At 27.7% G+C, this 19553-nt stretch carries 14 protein-coding genes, 1 tRNA gene and 1 pseudogene; 7 read left to right on the forward strand and 9 right to left on the reverse strand.

The genetic code is table 11. From position 1 onward, the window contains the following. Positions 1–618 precede the first annotated feature (618 nt). The 3 genes and pseudogenes from RSC72_RS15835 to RSC72_RS06555 all read right to left on the reverse strand — a co-directional run bounded on the left by RSC72_RS15835 (position 619) and on the right by RSC72_RS06555 (position 3448). Positions 619–1823, reverse strand: a pseudogene (locus RSC72_RS15835) (IS256 family transposase). 108 nt (positions 1824–1931) lie between these two features. Further along, a complete protein-coding gene (locus RSC72_RS06550; protein WP_332543712.1) occupies positions 1932–2897 on the reverse strand; it encodes a DUF5712 family protein in 966 nt (321 codons plus the stop codon). A gap of 2 nt (positions 2898–2899) precedes the next feature. Further along, positions 2900–3448 (reverse strand): BfmA/BtgA family mobilization protein, encoded by a 549-nt coding sequence (locus RSC72_RS06555; protein WP_332543711.1) that lies wholly within the window; start codon positions 3446–3448, stop codon positions 2900–2902. A 613-nt stretch (positions 3449–4061) separates the two neighbouring features. Between RSC72_RS06555 and RSC72_RS06560 the strand changes: the two genes are divergently transcribed. Beyond that, the gene (locus tag RSC72_RS06560) at positions 4062–4940 is read left to right on the forward strand and encodes an IS982 family transposase (RefSeq protein WP_332543710.1); all 879 of its coding nucleotides are present in this window, start codon (positions 4062–4064) and stop codon (positions 4938–4940) included. A gap of 1144 nt (positions 4941–6084) precedes the next feature. Here the strand turns inward: RSC72_RS06560 and RSC72_RS06565 are convergent. Together RSC72_RS06565 and RSC72_RS06570 are read right to left on the reverse strand one after the other, a co-directional pair. Further along, entirely contained in the window at positions 6085–7182 is a 1098-nt protein-coding gene (locus tag RSC72_RS06565; RefSeq protein WP_332543709.1) for a hypothetical protein, read from the reverse strand. 2 nt (positions 7183–7184) lie between these two features. Continuing rightward, positions 7185–7967, reverse strand: coding sequence for an RNA polymerase sigma factor (locus tag RSC72_RS06570; RefSeq protein ID WP_332543708.1), 783 nt, complete (start codon positions 7965–7967; stop codon positions 7185–7187). A gap of 735 nt (positions 7968–8702) precedes the next feature. On the opposite strand from RSC72_RS06570, the gene RSC72_RS06575 reads away from it, so the two are divergent. Next, positions 8703–9089: a helix-turn-helix domain-containing protein gene (locus RSC72_RS06575; RefSeq protein WP_332543707.1), complete on the forward strand. Its 387-nt coding sequence runs from the start codon at positions 8703–8705 to the stop codon at positions 9087–9089. Between the two features lie 174 nt (positions 9090–9263). Here the strand turns inward: RSC72_RS06575 and RSC72_RS06580 are convergent, their stop codons facing one another. After that, on the reverse strand, positions 9264–9929 hold the full coding sequence (locus RSC72_RS06580) for a DUF3226 domain-containing protein (protein WP_332543706.1): 666 nt from the start codon (positions 9927–9929) through the stop codon (positions 9264–9266). Positions 9930–9931: 2 nt separating this feature from the next. Beyond that, the gene (locus RSC72_RS06585) at positions 9932–13837 is read right to left on the reverse strand and encodes an AAA family ATPase (protein WP_332578453.1); all 3906 of its coding nucleotides are present in this window, start codon (positions 13835–13837) and stop codon (positions 9932–9934) included. A gap of 1209 nt (positions 13838–15046) precedes the next feature. On the opposite strand from RSC72_RS06585, the gene RSC72_RS06590 reads away from it, so the two are divergent. Together RSC72_RS06590 and RSC72_RS06595 are read left to right on the forward strand one after the other, a co-directional pair. Next, positions 15047–15220: a hypothetical protein gene (locus RSC72_RS06590; RefSeq protein ID WP_019977057.1), complete on the forward strand. Its 174-nt coding sequence runs from the start codon at positions 15047–15049 to the stop codon at positions 15218–15220. Then, on the forward strand, positions 15195–16718 hold the full coding sequence (locus RSC72_RS06595) for a recombinase family protein (protein WP_332543704.1): 1524 nt from the start codon (positions 15195–15197) through the stop codon (positions 16716–16718). The genes RSC72_RS06590 and RSC72_RS06595 overlap by 26 nt, the downstream gene beginning before the upstream one ends. Here RSC72_RS06595 and RSC72_RS06600 read toward each other — a convergent pair. After that, a tRNA-Ser gene (locus RSC72_RS06600) sits at positions 16709–16793 on the reverse strand. The genes RSC72_RS06595 and RSC72_RS06600 overlap by 10 nt on opposite strands. A gap of 175 nt (positions 16794–16968) precedes the next feature. Here RSC72_RS06600 and RSC72_RS06605 point away from each other — a divergent pair. Next, the gene (locus RSC72_RS06605; RefSeq protein ID WP_332543729.1) at positions 16969–17391 is read left to right on the forward strand and encodes a GNAT family N-acetyltransferase; all 423 of its coding nucleotides are present in this window, start codon (positions 16969–16971) and stop codon (positions 17389–17391) included. Positions 17392–17446: 55 nt separating this feature from the next. Continuing rightward, positions 17447–18613 carry an MFS transporter gene (locus RSC72_RS06610; protein WP_332543703.1) on the forward strand — a complete coding sequence of 389 codons (1167 nt, stop codon included), beginning with the start codon at positions 17447–17449 and terminating at the stop codon, positions 18611–18613. Here RSC72_RS06610 and RSC72_RS06615 read toward each other — a convergent pair. Beyond that, positions 18548–18955 (reverse strand): hypothetical protein, encoded by a 408-nt coding sequence (locus RSC72_RS06615; protein ID WP_332543702.1) that lies wholly within the window; start codon positions 18953–18955, stop codon positions 18548–18550. The genes RSC72_RS06610 and RSC72_RS06615 overlap by 66 nt on opposite strands. Positions 18956–19203: 248 nt before the next feature. Between RSC72_RS06615 and RSC72_RS06620 the strand changes: the two genes are divergently transcribed. Next, the gene (locus RSC72_RS06620) at positions 19204–19542 is read left to right on the forward strand and encodes a hypothetical protein (RefSeq protein ID WP_332543701.1); all 339 of its coding nucleotides are present in this window, start codon (positions 19204–19206) and stop codon (positions 19540–19542) included. The last annotated feature ends 11 nt before the right edge of the window (positions 19543–19553 follow it).

The following is a 19553-nucleotide window of genomic DNA, read 5'->3' on the forward strand; positions in this document are numbered from 1 at the left end:
GGAATTGAGAGGACTTCGATGGTTACCTGAAAGAATGAGGAAAATATTAAGCTAAATCAATGTGAAAAGAAAAAGTATAAATATTATTCGTAGACTTATATCTGTTATCTAAAAGACATTCGCTTTGCAAGCGTTATTACTTTCCCTGTGGCACTCAGTAATAAAGATATTGTAGTGAACTAATATTAGTTGTACAACACCAAGTGTTGTTCAGCTCTACGAAAACGAATTGAGAGGTTGCACAGTAGGTGTTTAAATAAGACGGTTAATCGGATTATTTTCAATTATTATTAAAGGACAGATATTGTGTAAAATATATAATTTTTAAAACCAAATTACATTATTTAAATGTAAGTAATAAAAAAGGTAAACGAAACGGTAAAATAAGTAATGTCGAGGAACTATATACTTTTAGATTTAAAAATATTTTCTTCGGGATTTAAAAAAAAAGCTCTACATGTGTTTCAAAAAGGGAAATAGAAAATGTCTATAAAAGAAAAAAATAAATCAAAAAAGACACTGACCATAATTTTGTGTAAAGATATTTCAGATGGGTTTGACTTTTTATAGTTGAACCCTTTTTTCAAATATAGTTAAAAATTGATTTAGAATTTTCCCTCAATTATGAATTGACTCTGCCGACTTTTTAGAAATTTGTATTAATGATAGATATACAGCCTTTTTCAAGGCTTTGCCCGTTGGGAATACCTTCTTTTTTTTGGTGTATTTGTGTATTTTTCCATTCAAATTTTCGATAAGATTGGTGGTGTAAATAATTTTTCTGATTTCAATTGGAAAGTCAAAAAACACAGTCAATTCGTCCCTAATCGAAGATTCATCGAATACAAATAAAAAATTAAATTACATGAGATAATTGTTTCTCCAAGATTGTATCGCGTAGGGATATTTTTGATTCCATTTTTCGACAAATTGGTCTAACTCATTAGCTGACATCTCCCTATTTGTTGCATTGTAAATCAATTTCATATCTTAGGTAAACTCTTTTTTATCTTTCCAAACCACATATCGATCTGAATTTCGAATCTAGTGAACCTCACAAATTTGTGTGTTAGCTTAGGGAAAAATATTGTTAATTGCCTCTGTAAATCCGTTCAAATTATCGGTTACAGTAACCAAAATATCTTCTACACTTCGTGCTTTCAAATCGGTCATTACGCCTTGCCAAAAAGCAGTAGATTCGTTCTCTCTAAGCCAAATTCCAAGTATTTCCTTGTGTCCTTCACGGTTTATAAGCCAACAGCTAAATAAATCGATTTATTGAATACTTTTCCGCCTTGACGAACCTTAAACATAATACCATCCATCCAAACAAACAATACAATAAACCGATTCTAAGAGGCGATTTTGCTAATCTAACACTTGACCATTCACTTTATCAGTAATGATGGATATCGCTGATGTAGAGAGTTTGTAACCGTATAATTCGTGAAGTTCTTGTTCAATATCTGAAACGCTCAGACCTTTTGCATAAAGCTAAATCACCATATTTTCAACGGAAATTGATTTGGATTGATGTTTAGGGACAATAATTGGTTCAAAACTCCCTTCACGATCTCGCGGAGCTTCTATCGTAGATTCTCCATATTCGCTTTTAAACGTTTTGAAGTAGTGCCATTACGTGCATTTGGATTATCACTCTTCTCATTTTTGGAATAACCTAAATGCGCTTCAAGTTCGCCTTGTAGTATAGATTCTAATAAATCAGAATGTAATTCCTTTAATAATATACTTAGGTCTTCTTGGGTTTTGATCCCTTCTAAATGACTTTGTTTTTGAATGAATTGTGCTAGATATTTTTTCATAATAAACTGTATTTTATGAATTTAATAAAATAAATAAGGTGAATTATACAAACCCACTTTATTTTATGTTTACACAGTTTTTTGGATACTGCCATAATTGTATAAATTTTATAACCTTGGAGTACGCCTCCTCCTTTTCTTCTTTTTATTTTGAACTGATTGCTCTTCTATATTCTCATTTTCTTGAAGATTATTTGTAAATAGAAGGTTAATTAGTCCAATTGATATTTTTAGGGTGTTTATTATTTTCTCAAAATCAATTGTGTTATTTCTGTAAATGTCTTTTGTTGTATCGAAAATAGTTTGTCTGTCTGAATCATTTAATTTATTTTCAAGTTGATTGAATAAATGAACTGTTCTTTTTTGTTCTGCATTGCCATTTTTCATAATAAGTTTGTAGTGCAGTGAATCTTCTAATGAACGATTAAATTCAAACATTTTATCAAAAATGAGTTCGCCTGATTCTTTAAAGGCTACTCGATCAAATTGTCCCAATTTAACAGAATGACTTTTATTTTTGCCTCGTGAGGTATTCATTGGACTAAGCTTGATTTTATTTGTACGATCCTTTCGACTGACAATAATCTGAATATGCATTTGCTCACCAGCTTTAGATTCTCCTACTTTAGCTAATCCTTGTTTTACTTCTTCATCTGTATGATGGTAATAGCGATGATGTTCTAATTTTCCATACCACAGTAAATCTTTCGCATTTTCAATTCCATTTCGTTTGAAGTTTTGAGCGTAAGCATCCATGATATTATTAGCATATTCTTTTAACTTTTCTTCTGTACCTTTATTTCCAAAACGCTCTTTTAAATGCATAATTTCTTGCTCGCTTGGGCTAATATTAATGAGAAAAAACTTTGCATCATTACGACTTAATTTGGCAATATTATGGTCAATATTTACACGAACTTCTTGAGGGGAAATTGTTTTATTTTGATGATTAAACCAATATTCAAGGTCTTTCTTTTGTTCTGATAGGTTATTTTCTTTTTCTAAATATTTAACCAATAGTCCACAACTTCCTTTATTATTACCTGTTTCAGAATCTGTAATATGGATAAACATCTTTATAGATTTTTAAGTGATTGTTTTATACGATTTACAAGCTCTTCTTTTTTTAATCCTGAAGTTGTCCAACCCATTTCTTCTCGCTTGTAGATATAATTATCTAATAATTGAATAAATTGTTCTTTGAGAACTTGTTTTTCTTTCTGTTTTGACATTAAATATTTTAATGCATTTGTGATCTGTAGATTTTGTTTCGTAAGTATTGAAGTTTGTTTAGTTTCTTCTACTAAATACTGTTCTATTTTTTCTAACAACTCTTTTTGATTATGTGAAGCATTTTTTAGAATAGCAGTATCAGAAAACAAAGGCAATAAGAAATCTTTTTCTTGCTGTCGAATAAAAGCTATAATACGACTGATTCCTGAAGAAAGTTCTTTCTTCAAGATTTCATCTCCAGTGTCTGAAGGATCTTTTTTACATCGATAAAAATAATCCACCATCTGACAAAACAATTCTTTTTTGCTTCGTCTTAAATTTTCAGCCAGCTTCTCTAATTTTTCATCTGTTTCTTTTGAATAACGAATGCTATTGGTATTGTTCTGCTTCATCTTCTTAATTTTCTAAATCAACTTCATCTTTTCTTTATGTATACCTCGTAGTATACCATTTTTGTGATTATAAAGGGCTTATATGGTCAAAAGTATACCTCTGGTATACGAAAATCCTCTGTAACGCAGTAAAGAGGCAAGCGAGTAGGGCTCTGCCCAACTCCCGCTTGCTTTTTCCAAAACATTTATATGTTTCCAAATAATTGTATAAATGAATACATTTTAATTTGACCATTCGCTACAAAATAATCGTTCTAAAAAAAAATACTTTGTAAAAAAAAATAAGTTTTTGGATACTGCATTAAGCTCTTTATGATTGTTTTACAAAGTAAGGTATCTATGAGGAATTGATTATAAGACAAATTATGTCACTAAATTCCAAATGCTACCATTTAGAAATGAAGATTGCAAATCTGTTAGAAAATCAGAATATATAGTATAAAAGAAATACAACACTATTGAATTATGTTTATAGATAGTTAAATACGCTTTTAAAGTAGCAAGTGGATATATGTTTACTTAAATATACCCGTTGTGCATTTTGATTAATAAAGAATCAAGTTGTTCATTTGATTGAAAATCAGTAAATTGTTTTAACCACAAGACACTCACAATGAACAACTTACTTGCAAATTACGAAAGAATATTGGAAGTTCTACGAAAAATATCAACAGATACACTTTTAATTTATCAACGTAGAAGACCTAAACTTTTTGATTTAGAACTCATAAGTCTTGTTTTAACAGCTGAATTTATGGGTATTGATAGTGAAAATCATTTATTTCGAAATCTTCCTAAAGCGCTAAGTTGTAAAATTGAGCGTAGTATTTACAATCGTAGAAAACGTATATTATCAGAGCAAATTAATAGTATTCGACTCAAATTAGCGAAAGAATTTAATGAATTTGAAAATTGTTTTATCGTTGATAGTATGCCGTTGGAAGTGTGTAAAATAGCAAGAATTAATCGCTCAAAAATTTGCAAAGAACATCAGTATAGTACACCAAATAGAGGTTTTTGTGCTTCTCAGCAAATGTCTTTTTATGGCTATAAACTTCATGCTGCTTGTTCTTTAACTGGTGTTTTCCAGAGTATTGATATTAGTCCCGCATCTGTTCATGATATTCATTTTTTGAAAGATATAAAATCTCAACTATCAGATTGTGTGCTACTTGGGGACAAAGGGTATTTGTCGCAAACAATTCAAATTGACTTATTTAATGAAGTTAATATACAATTAGAAACACCGAAAAGATCCAATCAAAAAGATTACAAACCTCAGTTTTATACATTCAAAAAGTATCGAAAAAGAATTGAAACTTTATTTTCTCAACTATGCGATCAATTTATGATTAGACGTAATTATGCAAAGACTTTTGAGGGGTTTAAAACCAGAATTCTAGCTAAAATTACTGCACTAACAGTGATTCAGTACATTAATAAAACATACTTTAATCGAAATATTAACAACCTAAAAATTCAAATCATTTAAAATGCACAACGGGTTTAAATATGTACATATTTACATCAATACGTAATTACAATTGTACGCTTTTATGTAAAAGCATTTTACTATATGTATATACAAGAAATTGAAAATAACTAAATCTTTATTTAGATTTAGTTTTCAAAAGAAAAAGGAGAAAAAGAAAGCAGTAAATCGGAAAGGACAGTGCAGAGACAAAAGGAAACGGATTAAGTCCCAAAGGGTGAAACAGAAAAAATAACTTTATTTTTGTTTTTCTGTTTCATTATGCCGTAAGCTTTTGGCTGGCTATAGCGCAGGAGTCCTTTCAAACTTAGCTGCCTTTTTATTTCTTTTGATTGAAAATCTATCCTTTTTAATCAAATCACTTATGAAAGTGAATAATCCATAATATTTAATAAAGTTGGCTGTGACAGCCATTGAAAGGATGACAGATGTTATGCTTTCACCTATCCGATAAAAACTCTTTAATAAGCCGAGAAAATAGCGGATGAAAATTAAAGTGTTTTGAGGATTGAAATTCTATTAATTTTTTTATTTTAAGTTGAATATAGATAGATGAAAAATGTTTTCTCACAAATTCACTTTGTTATAAACGAACTCCAATTCCGAAATACGAATTTCAGACAAATATACGTTCTCATTATCTTGCTTTTAACATCAAAGAGTATCTGCTATTAATTATTGATGAAAGTAAGTGAACCCACGCGTTGTATATGTAATTTACATTTAGTGAGTGTTTATTACAAACCTCACCTTATGGGTGTACAATCACCCTCAAAATTATAGTGTTTTAAGATTTGAATTTCTATTATTTACCCAATCAAGGTTAAACATAGACAAACAAAATTTTTATAATGTTCAAAATTCATTTATTTAAATTCATTTCCAAAGTTAACGTAGGAGTTGTAGCCAAGTTTTTTTTTAAAAATCTTCGAATTGTCTTTTTAAATAAAAAAATTCTAGATCACAGGACTACAAAATATTTAACATACATTCTACTGTCACTATGTTGCCTTTATCCTGCCTTCATGTTGGGAGTATCCTGCTATTATATATTGGTGAAAGAACGATAAGTAAGCCGTTGTATATGTTGTTTACATTTAGTGAGTGTTCGTAATCAACCTCAATCACCCTCAAAAATTATAATTTATGCTATAATAAGCTCAATTCCTGCTTTGTCAGCTTTGTATTTTATTTTGGTCATCAGTTCATAATAACTCCAATTCCTCAGTACAAATTCTTCTTCTTTGGCTAGCTCCATCTTTTCTTCTTGATCCAATAATATAAGTGTTCCTGCTTTATTATTGATACAAAAATCGATTAACCTTCTACTGTAAACATGTAATCGATTATGTACGTAATTACGTTCTAATTGACTCATTTTTTCGAGAGCTTTTAGTTTTCTCGTTCTTCCTTTGCCCGATTTAGCATAGGTTACTCCTGCTTGCATTCGTTTACGAGACGCTTGTATCGCTAATCTTCTATATAAAAATTCTTCTTTGGTTCCGATGGAAAGTCTAGATTTACCTACTTTTACAACCAATGGATATTCTAATGATAAGGACACTTCTGCTATCCTTTCGGGTTGTAATTGATGGTTTTCTTTTACAATTTCTACAACAGCTAACCAAAATATTTTACCTTTTTCTATTTTTATTTGCGACGTACAAAGTTTAACTTCATCATTTATTACTTGTTCCAATAGTTTTTTGTTATCTGTAAAATCTCTTCCTAAATAGGTTTTGAATGGAAGTTGAAACAATCGAAAACAAAAACTTTTTTTCTCGGGATGATAAGATAATTTGCTAATGCCTTCTAATCCAAAAGGAAATGCCATATCCCGTTTGAAGTTTTTTAAAGAAGCTTCTCCTCTCCAATATTCTTGATAATCTTTGTTAAAAGTACTCTGGAGTCTACTATTTAAACACGATAATATATTCATCGGAATTTCACCCTTAAAACGATCTGATATCACACGATAAGTGGTATTTATTCGCGAACGTTGTAAAATTCCTGCTTCATCTTTCTTTTCATCAACCAACTTGTGTATAACCCCTTCTGAAAGATACAAAAACTCTTTCACCATCCCTTGTATATACAAATGAGAAACGATCAAATTAGCGGCTCTATAACACCTGTTTCTCCATTTATAAAGTATTTCCAAAACCTCTTGACGTTCTTCTTGGGTAGGTAAATCAACAATTAACTGTATTTTTCGAGTGAGTATTAAAGTAGATTTCTCCATCATCAATAGTTTAGGGATTGAACTTTATTTTGTTGAGTAAATTTATAGGCGACTATAAACTCATTGTGTACTTCTTTTTGAGACAGTTCTAATTCTTCTGCGATGTTTGCAAAAGATTGTTTATGCTCGCATCGAAGTTGTAAAATCAACGATTGTGTTTTTGTCATCTTTTCTTGCTTCTCTTCTGTAGAGACTGTTTTGGTTTTAATAATTAACTTATCTTGATGACTTAAAATCTTCTTAAGATCTTCAATAGCACTTTTAATTTCATTACTTGTTTCGGTGATTCCTCTTCCCATTACATGAGCAATCGCTTTATACTGAAATCCATGTTTTAAACAGAGTTCTATCAAATGTTTTCTTTCAGTACTTAATAAGGGTAATACTTTTATAATTTGATCAAAATAGTGCTGTTGCCTTTCTTGTTCGTTCAGATTTTCTATTACATCAGCGGGATCATATCCAGCTAAATAACTTTGATAATTCTCATAGTTCTCTAATGAATTCACAGTTCTAAAAAACTTATTCTTCGGTTTAGCATAATGAGAATAGCAACTGTATTTCATTACAAATCTCAAAAAGAAAAAGATATGATCAGAGGACTCTATCTTCTCTCGATATTCCCAAAGTTTCAGAAACACATCTTGTAACAAACACTCCACTACAAATTCATCCTTAATTATTTGTTTACCAAACCAAAAGATTCGTTTATTATATCTGATATAAATACGTTCCAAAGCAGTAGAATTACCTTTTTTTAATAATTCAAATTCTTTTTCTAGCATAATAATGGGTTTTACTATAATAGTTTTGATTTATTGTAAGTTTTTAGGTTTTCACAACTTAAAATGAATCTTAGTCATTTCAACTATACTTATTGCTTACAACTTAAAGTAGGTAGTAGCCCCAATAAATTTGGAAAATGTCAATAAAGGTTTTACTTTTAATGTGCGAATAAAAAAGATAAAACAAATGCTGTCAAAGTCTCAATACTGAGGCTGCGATAGAGAGCGTGTAAAGAAAGGATAGCCCTTTGCTTTACGATCCGTGTTTTAAAAATGTTATAAAAACGGAGTATTGTTCTTTAAAAGAATTAGTAATACCAACAGACTTTGTCTGGCGGTTTTTTACGGAGGAATGGAAATTGTTTCGTTCTCATTTTGTGCTGGGTTTTATGGAACGATGTCTTCTCTATAGAGTTGAAGTCTACACTAAATAATAAGGACGAACTTCAAAGCTTTTGAAAGTGGCACCGCAAAGAGCCATCCATAAGAGTATTATGGTTCCGAAAAAGTCTAACATGAAGTCCGCCCTATTAGATATATTACAAAAATAGTAAAATCTAATAGAAATTGGCGAACCCATATCAACTCATTCGGATTTTTGCGGTTTTCTTTCATGAGTGACATCATTTAAAGAAATACTAAAATTAGTAAATCAATTTGTCGCTATTTTATTTTAACTGAAACAAATATAAATAAAGTTTGTGTATAACACAAACTATTTTATCTATAATTTTTATGCCTAAAAAAAAGAATCTAAATAGAATAAAGAGTATTACAAGTGAAAAGGGTATTTCATCTCGCTTATTGTCACTATGGGTAAATGTTGATTATACAACTGTTAGTCAATGGAATTCTAATAATTATCAACCAAGTAGTGATAAATTAAACAAAATTGGAGAATTACTTCAAGTAGATAATCGAGAACTATTAGAGCCTCAAAATAGAATCGATACAGGATTTGCAAAAGCATTACAAAAAGAACTTGAAAGACTACATAAAGAAGAAAATATGCCTTATGAAGTTATAAAAAAAGATTCTTCAACAGGTAAAGCAATTAGTGTTAATAATCCAAAGATCATAAATGCTTTAAAAGATTTTGCAAAAATATATAAAGAAGCTTAATCAATTTTTATAATATATATACATTAAATTAAAATATAAAAACACCTTTAATAAGGTGTTTTTGTAGTTCCTCTTGGTATAAGTCTACTTTTTATAATTAATTAATTAAATTATAGTTATTTGTTAATTTAATTGCTTTTTTGGAATCAAAAACTACATCCATCAAAATAAAATCTACACTAATTCATTTTCTTTAATTAATTCTAATTTTTCATTTAAAAAATTTTTAAATCTAAAAAGTGAGTCATTTTCTTCTACATTTAAATTCCAATACTCCTCTTCGTTGTATCTTACTAAAGAAGGTATACTATTCTTTTGACAATAATGTAGATATATTGAAATTTTAGCTTTATCACCAAATTCAAGCAAATTATGTTCTCCTCTCAAACTATCTAAACAACTAAAATGAGAGTCCATACAATTTATAATTGGTAATTTTGATTTAGGTATCATATTTTTTTGAACATCTTCTAAATAACCATCATTTTCATGATTTGGCCAAAGAAAATACTCAAAAGTTAATTCTTTTTTTAAATCATCCAATTTCTGACAACAACTTTGAAAACCATTATTACCATTTCCAATATTTTTATAATCTGCATCAAAAACAACAATATTTACACCACCTTTCTCCGTATTATCTATAAATTGTTCTTTATAAATCTGTTTTCTAATTTTTGAGCAACCATCTATAGATATTATTTCAATTTCAGCATTATGAACTCTTATTTTATCATTTTTTTTATTGTAATCTCTTTGAAAAATAATATCAAAATGATATTCAATGAAATCAGCAATAAAAATTTGATCTCCAATACCTTCACAGAATATTTTTTTCATAATTAACCTCGTATTTCAATATTATCTTCAATTGCTAGATTAAAATTATTAAAATCGTATGTAACTGATTTTAATCTATTTGTTCTTGAAATTTTTATAACTCTTGCCTTTTCTCTAACGTTGTCAATATTTTTTAAAGCTTCAACTAAATATTCTAAACATTCAATATTATGAGTTGTAGAAATTATTTGTGTATTATCTTTTAAAGCTACTTCTATAATTATTTCCCAAAACTTTTGAAATCTACTAAAATGAATTCCTGAATCTATCTCATCTATTAAAATAGTTTTACCTTTATGTATAGTTAACAACATTAGTATTCTAAATAGTTTATTCGCACCATCACCAAAACTGTATAAAGGTTTATCAATATCTTCATTAATGATCCTAATTCTAATTTCACCATTACTATTTAAATAAACATCTTCAATATCATTGATAAATAGTGAAAGATTTTGTTTGAAAATGTTTTCAAGTCTAGCTTCTTTTATATACTTATCAAAAGCCTTCCCTAAATCATTACCATAACCTTTTCCGAAAGAATATAATGGAGAATTTAAAGTATTCACTAACTCTAATTGAGAATTGTATTTTTTCTCTTTAGAAAATTTATAAAGATTATATCCAGTGATAAAGTTTTCAGTCTTCTTTATATTTAAAATTATTTTATGAACGCACTTACCTTTAAAAAAGGTAATTAATGGATTGCTATCTGAGTTATATGTGTAGAACGTATTAAGGAAATCACTATTTACATTAAAAATATAATCATCCCTTTCTGAATCAGTAATTCTATCAGGTATTAATTTAGATCTTTCAATATAAGAATGCAATAAACGATTATATGTTTCAGACTCATTTTCATTAATTAAAAACATTTCTAAAGCTGTAGTCTTTCCTATATTATTGTCACCTACAATTAAATTAAATTGACCTAAATCCCTAATTTCTAGATTGTTAAATTGTTTAAAGTTTTCAACCTTGATTTCCGTTAAAATATTATTACTATTTGCATCTTCTTCTATTGTAAAAGGTGAGTAAGGATAATTCTTTAATTCACATAAAATTTTATATTCTATATTTAGATTATCTAAGTTATTCTCATTTAATTCTAAAAATAATTTTTTCCATAGAAATAATGCTTTATTGTAAATAATATTATCAAAACAATCTTCACACAATAAATAGTAATAAAAAGATAATAATTCTAAATCTCTTTTTTCATTTTTAAAATCATTTTCAATAAGTTTTAAGGTAGAATCCTCTATAGTTTCTTCACAATATAATTGACTTACTACGATATAAATATTAAAATATAAATCGTTATATTCTAATTCTTCTAAATCATTGTCTCTATAATAATCTAAAATTTGTTGTGCAATATCATTCTCATTAATAAAACTTTCAAACCCTTTATTTTTAATAAAATCACCATAAATAATTTTACCTAGATTAACTATATAATCTTCGTGTTTCCTCTTTCTTTTTGATAACTCAGCTCTAGAAAAATAATAATATGGGTTATCAATATTAAAATTTGAATTTAAATTAATAACCTGGCTATAAAGTTTTTTGTCATAAAATACACTATCTAAATTTTTTATATCATCTAAAATAACATCACTCTTAAATTGATCGATTAAAATCTGAAATGACCTTACAACTATATCATTATCAAAATTGTTCTTTATGTTAAAAATAAATAGATTAATTAATGTTTTTTTATTAATTGACTTATCTTTAATCTCATATAATTCTCTTTGATATTTTTCAATAATTTCTAAATCATTTTCATCAAATAAATTTTGCTTTTCAATAATTACATAGGATATGCAATCAATTAATCTTTTAAAATTATTTTTTAAGTGTTTATATTCTAATATTTCGTTATATTCATTTGAATTCCATAAAGACATCAATCCTCTCTTCTTAGCTGAATCATCATTTGCTAATTCTTTATTAAAGAAATACTCTGATGCTTTAGAATAATTTTCACTAATTTCTTCAATAATTCCTAAACAATAATAATATTCTTTTAAATTATCTATTTTGTAAAAATGATTTGAAGCAATCCTTAAAATAGGAATATTTTTATTCAAATCACCAATTTCTTTTTGTTGAATAGCATCTTCTTCAACTATGTATTCTTTACTTTGAATAATTGAATTACTATTTGAAATAATATAATCATCAAATGAAGCATTTATAGGGTCATTATTTTCTTTATCAATATATATAGAATAATTATTTATTAGAGAAGACCAAAAAACCTCTTTACTTTTTAAAGAATCTATAATTATTAATTCATCTCTTGATCTTGTTACTGAAACATATAACTTATTAAAGAAAAACTTTTCTTCATATAAACCCAAATTAGAATCAATTGTATAATCACCAAAACCAAAAATTACTACTTCTGAGAAATCTAATCCTTTAGCATCAATAGGTGAAATAATATTTTTAAATTTTTTTAAAATAGGATATTTAAGAATATATTCTTCTATTTCATTATTGTTTACGGGAACAATAATCGTTTTATATTCAACTTTGTTAATTATTTCAGTTGAATTTTGAAATTCATCAATATCAACAAAAACAACTAAATTCTGATTTTGATAAGAGTCATTTCTTTTTGACTTTTGTAAATTAGAAATTTCCTCATTTAATTTCACTTTACGCCAAGTTTGAATGATATTTGCTAAATCAACAATCGCCTTAGAGGATCTATAATTATATTTTGGAGTGAATACTAAATCTGAAGAATCTAATTTAAATCCTACTTTTGGATCTGTCAAACTTTTATAAATCATTGAGGTTAAAACTTGTGATTTAAAACCTGTAGGATTTACAGTTTGTAAGGCATCACCAGCAAATACAATCGGATATTGAACTACATTTTCAAGATTGTAATCATTATATAAGGAAATAGAATTAATAAACTCTAATTCAACCTTAGTAAAATCTTGTGCCTCATCACAAAAGATGACTTCATATTTTTTATTAACTAGATCATTATTTTCAAGGTACTTAATTAATGATAATTTTGTCCAATAACCATTTTCGTTGATTAATTTATCATAAAACGGCTTTAAAATTTCATTTTCAATTGTTTTAAAATCATCAATATTAATTATTTCTTTACCTTCTTTAGGCATTAAGAGATCAAAATTTTCAGATGTTATTTTATTTACTTTATCAAATCCATAGATATAAGTTGTAATAACAAACCAAACTAACTCAGCTGAAAATTTCTTTTTAATATTTAAACTAATTGCTGAGTCTTCGTATCTTTTCTTAAATATAGAAAAGTCTAAATACAAATCATCACTAAAATCATCTTTATAAACTAAAAAAGATTTTAAAAATTCTTTAAATGAGTTAAAATTCTTTTTCAGATTTATTAAATCGGTATCATTTTGTGATAATTGAAATTCAGGATTATTTGTAATTAGATCATAGATAGAATTAATCGTATGTGTTAATAAATTTTCATTCTCAGTTAGGAAAATTAACTCTCCTTTTATTTCACCTGCGCATTTATAATAATAGATATTTGAAAACAAATAATAAAGTATAGTTGATTTACCACTACCAGCTTGTCCATTTATATATTTTGGAAATCTAAATTTTTCTAAAAATTCTGTTTGTTCAGGAAGTAAAGATAGGTTACCAAACTCACTATTTTTTTGAATTTTCATCCATAAATCTTCATCCTTAAGTACCCAACTTGGATAGGCTTTTAAACTAATTTGACTAATATTTAATATAGTATTTAAATCAATATTAAATAAACTATTAAATTCCAATTCAATTTTATCTAAATAATCTTTCTGTAGATGAGTATTACCTCCTCCAAAAATTAGAATTATAGATCTACCATTTACCTGTATATTAATATAAAATAACAATACGTTATATTCATAATCTTCTAGTTTATAATATGTTGAGCCATCTGTAATATGAAGTATATCTCCATAATTATCTTTACTTATCTTTTTAAAAATATTTTGAAATATTTTTGAATCTTCAACCCTTAAACCCTCTTTTGTTGTATTATTTATTGCATAACTTACCCAATTATAATGTTCATAAATATCATAATCTACTTTTAATTTATAATCATTTTGCCAAGCAATTATTTCTTCTGGGATGGTTTCTATTTTAGTTTTAACTTTAGAAATATCATTATAACTATGTAAAAAATCATTTAAATCTTCGTTGTTAAACGGATTTTTTTCAATCCATTTACCATCCCTAATATCTACATAATCTTGAAGTGTATTTTTTGGATTTTTTAATGCTCTAATAAAATATACTACAATTCTATTTAAATTTTTATCATCAATTTGTTTTTCTTCAATAATTGCCTCAAAAAAAGGGTTTTTGCTTCGGAAAACATATATACTTTTTGTAAAAGAATCTACTTTACCAATACCATTAATATTATTTTTATATTGATTTACATCAAAAAAATTATCTAAAACTTTTGTAATCGTTTCGTCATATTTTATTTGATTGAGAAAATTATTAGTAAAGTGATAATAAATCATAGCTCTTAATTTATAAATGAATATTATATATTGAAAAAAATCATTCAAATATAAATATTAAATAATGCTAATTAAAGTATAATTTCATTATAACTAAAGTTTCATAAAAAAAAATATTAAATAAGTTATATAAAATCAATCACTGATAATAGTGATAACCTCGCTAAGTATTTTAAGCTAGTTTTTTGTTTTTACACAATAAGGTATAAATCTTGTTTTGTCGTCTATTTTTTTTTAAGACAAAATAGTCGATTTCCTCTGAGTTTGTTCGAGTGTCATTCGACAATGGTTCGAGAAAAAGTATGTTTTGTCGAACATCAGTCGAACAAAGGTCGAAGGATTGTCGAAGAAGATACATCAAAAAATACATTTTAGCTAGTCTACTATTTTTTTGTAAGACCTCTCCAAATTACAAAACTAACCTCTTGATTAATTCCTAAGTTAATCAAAACCAATACCTGACATATAGCTCCAATAAATGCCTATTTATAGCTACTTCACCATTTAGAACTACTTTTTATTAAACGATTCAAATGTTTAAAAACTTTATGAATATTAAAGAGTAAGATGATGAAGAAAGGTGATGAATATTTAAAAATATCTGATAATCAAAAAGATAATATCGATGTAAATCAAAAAAGACAAGCTAAGAAGGAAGAAAAAGTTGTAAATTTGATTATAGAGATCATTTTATCTACCACTTTAAAGGAATACTATGAAAAGAGCAATAAGATACCTTAGGTTTAGTCAGCTCGGACAGAGTAATGGTTCAATAGAACGACAAGAACTTTATACTGATCAATGGTTAGAATTTAATGAAGTTAAATTAATAGACACTTTTATTGATCGTGGTAAAAGTGCTCGCACATTTGATCGTCCAGATTTTATTAAACTCAAAGACTTTATTAAGAAACACTACAAAACTGTTGATTATCTTCTTGTCGACCAACTGGATCGTTTTAGTCGCGATGCAGGTGAAGCGATGAGTATGGTGAAATTATTTCAGAAAAAATACAACATTCAAGTTGTAAGTGTTACAGAAGGAATAATCTTCGATTACGACACGCCTGGTAGTTTTTTCAGAGCAGGTTTACAATTACTTCTAGCCGAAGAAGACAACATTAATCGAAGTATAAAAGTAAAAGGCGGTATTTATACTGCTAAAGCGAAAGAGGGACGATTTGTTTTTAAAAATGCTCCATTTGGCTACAGGAAAATTGGTGAACGAAAAGAACGAAAACTAATTGTAGAAGAAACAGAAGCTAAAATTGTTCGACATATTTATGATGCATTTCTTAAAAACACGCCACTTTATTTGATAAAAGAAGAAGCTAGAAACCTTGGTTTCATCACCAAAGGAAATATGGCGATTGAACGTGTTCTGAAAAATCCTGTTTACGCAGGATTATTAAAAGTAGAAGCCTATAAAAATTATCCTGGGGGATTATTTGATGCGATCCATGAACCAATCATCGATAAAGCTTCATGGGTGATGGTTCAAGAAAAATTTAAAAATCCAACTAAACAGCGTGTAGTCATAGATGATGAACTTCCTCTACGAGGGATATTAAAATGCCATTGTGGGACACCATTATCAGGAGCACCGTCGAGAGGGAAATCAGGAAAATATTTTTACTATTATAAATGCAGACATTCACGACACAACAACATTAGTGCTATAAAAGCTCATCATCAATTTTTACAGATTTGTGAGCTGATGAGTTTATCATCTATTCAACTCAATAAAATTAAGTCTGAAACGAATAAATCACTTGAAATCGAGTTGTCAAACAATAGAAAAAAGGTTGTTGAAAAACAAAATCAATTACTAGCAGTTCAAGAGAAGTTATTTTCGGTAGAAGAAAAATGGATTAAAAACGAAGTAAGTAAGGATACTTATCAACGTTGGTTTTCTAGTTACAATGATGAAATTATGACATTAAAGGGGGCAATAGAGAGATATAGTACTGATCAACAAGTTGCTTTTAAAATCTTAGAAAAGAATCTGAATCAATTAACAGATATGAAGTTTGTTTATTCTAAAGCTAATACTTTACAGAAAAGAGAATTTGTAAACATAGTGTTCGACAGCAATTTATACTATGAAAATGGTATTTATCGAACCCATACAATGATGGATTTATTTTCGAGTAACCATTTGAAAATGAAGGAAGAAAACTTACTTATTTATACAAAAAAAGAGATTCTAAATAATAGAATCCCTTTCAGCGGAGAGTGAGGGATTCGAACCCCCGGAGGTGTGACCCTCAACAGTTTTCAAGACTGCCGCATTCGACCACTCTGCCAACTCTCCAATAACAACACTTAATGCGTTATTGCGAGTGCAAATATAGAATGGTTTTTCGTTTTTCCAAACTATAAAATCATTTATTTTTAAAATATTTTTTAACAAAATGATTATCAGTAAAATAAATTTATTGTTTTTTTTAAGTAGTCGTTTATATCTTTGTATTTAATTAAGATTTATGATGATTAGAAGGATTGAAGAGAAAGATTATCAAGATTTGAAGGGTATTTGGGAAAGTTCTGTAAAGAGTACACATGATTTTTTAAAACAAGAAGATTTTGAGTTTTATAAAGAAAATTTACCCAATTATTTTCCGCATGTAACTTTATTTGGTTTCGAATTTCAAAATCAATTAGTAGGATTTTTAGGCGTAGCCGAAAAGAATCTTGAAATGTTGTTTATTCATAACGATTTTCGTAGAAAAGGAATAGGAAAGTTATTGTTAGAGTTTTCAATAAAAGAATTAGAAGTAAAATCTGTTGATGTAAATAAACAAAATCAACAAGCTGTAGATTTTTATTTGAGTCAGGGTTTTGCAATCGTATCATTGTCTGAAAAAGATGGTGAAGGAAAATCTTATCCAATTTTACATTTAAGCTTATAGTTTTAGTAGAGTAGCTTAACTTTGTAAATTATTAAGCAAATTATTAATTTTAGCCATGAATAATTCTTCAGAATATACAACTCAACAAAAAAATAGAATAAGAATTGCAGTTTCGTTGTTTTTCTTTTCGCAAGGTTTAGCTTTTTCATCTTGGGCAAGTAGAATTCCAACTATAAAATCTGCATTAGGAATTTCCGAAGGTCAGTTGGGAACCTTGTTATTAATGATGCCAATAGGTCAATTGTGTACAATGGCTCTGTCAGGTAAATTAGTAGCAAAATATGGAAGTAAAAACGTGCTAAAAATAGTAGTTTTAATTTATCCGCTTATCCTTTGTTTTATTGGTTTGGCGCAGAATTTTTATCAATTAGGTGCTGTTTTATTTCTATTCGGAGTTATCGGAAATATGTGTAATATTTCGGTGAATACGCAAGGAGTAGAGGTGGAGAAGATTTATGGTAAATCGATTATGTCTTCATTTCATGGAGCATGGAGCATTGCTGGTTTTACAGGAGCTTTGATTGGTTTATTGATGATGAATATTCATATTTCTACTTTTTATCATTTTGTCATTATTTATGCAATTATTGTCTTGAATTGGTTTCTGAATAAAAAATATTTGGTTGAATCTCTTCCAGCTCCAAAACAAGAAAAGAAATCTATTTTTTCAAAACCAGATACAACATTAGTACAACTTGGTGTAATAGGTTTTCTTAGTATGGCAACAGAAGGCGCAATGTTTGATTGGAGCGGTGTTTATTTTCAAGATATTGTAAAAGCGCCACAAAATTTAGTTATCCTAGGTTACGCTTCTTTTATGGTAATGATGGCTACAGGACGCTTTGTAGGCGATTATTTTATTAGTAGATTTGGTAAGCAACGTATAATGCAAATTAGTGGATTGTTGATGTTTTCGGGATTAATGTTATCAGTTTTTGTACCACAACTTATAGTGTGTACACTTGCATTTATGATGGTTGGCTTGGGCGTTGCGTGCAATGTACCAACAGTTTATAGTGTTGCAGGAAAAAACAAAAAAGTAAATCCAGGCGTTGCTTTAGCAATGGTTTCGAGCATATCATTTTTAGGATTTTTAATGGGACCACCACTTATTGGTTATATCGCAGAAATGTTTGATTTACGCTACTCGTACGGATTATTTGCTTGTTTTGGCTTGATAATGGTTTTTATGGTTGGACGAATGAAAATCTTTAAGGATTGATTTTTTGTGAAAGAATTGATAAATAATCACACCAAAAAAATAACATACTACATCGATATAATCTCCTGTATATTTTGGAGAAATTTTAGGCATAATAACCTCGAATAAAATACTCAAAACAAGAGCTGTTATAATCAAATAACTTGTTGGATAAATGTAAATTTGATTGTCGTATTTCATTTTCGAAATTATGTAGCTTCCTAAATGTGTCATCGCAGGAACTGCAAATATATCTGTCAAATAATGATTAAGATAGTCGATTTCTACCGAATAAATTCGAGTAAGTTTGATAAAAATCCAACTCAATAAATAGAAACAAAAATAAGGATCGAATAATTTCATTATTATACAACAAGTAAAATAATCAAAATACAAAAAGCTCCAAGAATCATTAGAAATAGAAAAAAAGCGTCATCTATTAATTTTTGAGTTGTACTTCGTTTGTCTTTATTTTCTTCCATCATTCAGCTTTTGTACAAAAGTATTTGTTTCATTTAGAATAGAATGAAACGAATATCATTGTAAAGTTTTTAAAATAAGATAAGATCAATTGTGATTTTTTTTTATTAGTTTTAAATAAATAATTGAAAATGAAATTTTTTATCTATTTACTTTTTCCGACATTTCTTTTTGCACAAGAAGATGTTCAACTTGTTAATTTAAAAAATAAATTATCGATAAATTTTGGTCAGAAATCGGGTTATTTTGATTCTAAATATTTACAAGATTTATCCCTTGAAAAGAATAATGAATTGTTGCAGAATTATGTAAAAAATTACGTTAATCAACCGATAAGTATTTATCCTTTAAATCCTATTGAAGAAAAAATTACTTATAGATATGATGACACAATGACGAATAGAGAAAATTTTATAAGAAGTGTTGTTCACGAATTATTTTTGAGTAAACCACTGAAATTAGGGAAATAAAAAAAGCTCAA

It is taken from the genome of Algoriella sp. (assembly GCF_036647415.1).
Classification (GTDB): Bacteria; Bacteroidota; Bacteroidia; order Flavobacteriales; family Weeksellaceae; genus Empedobacter.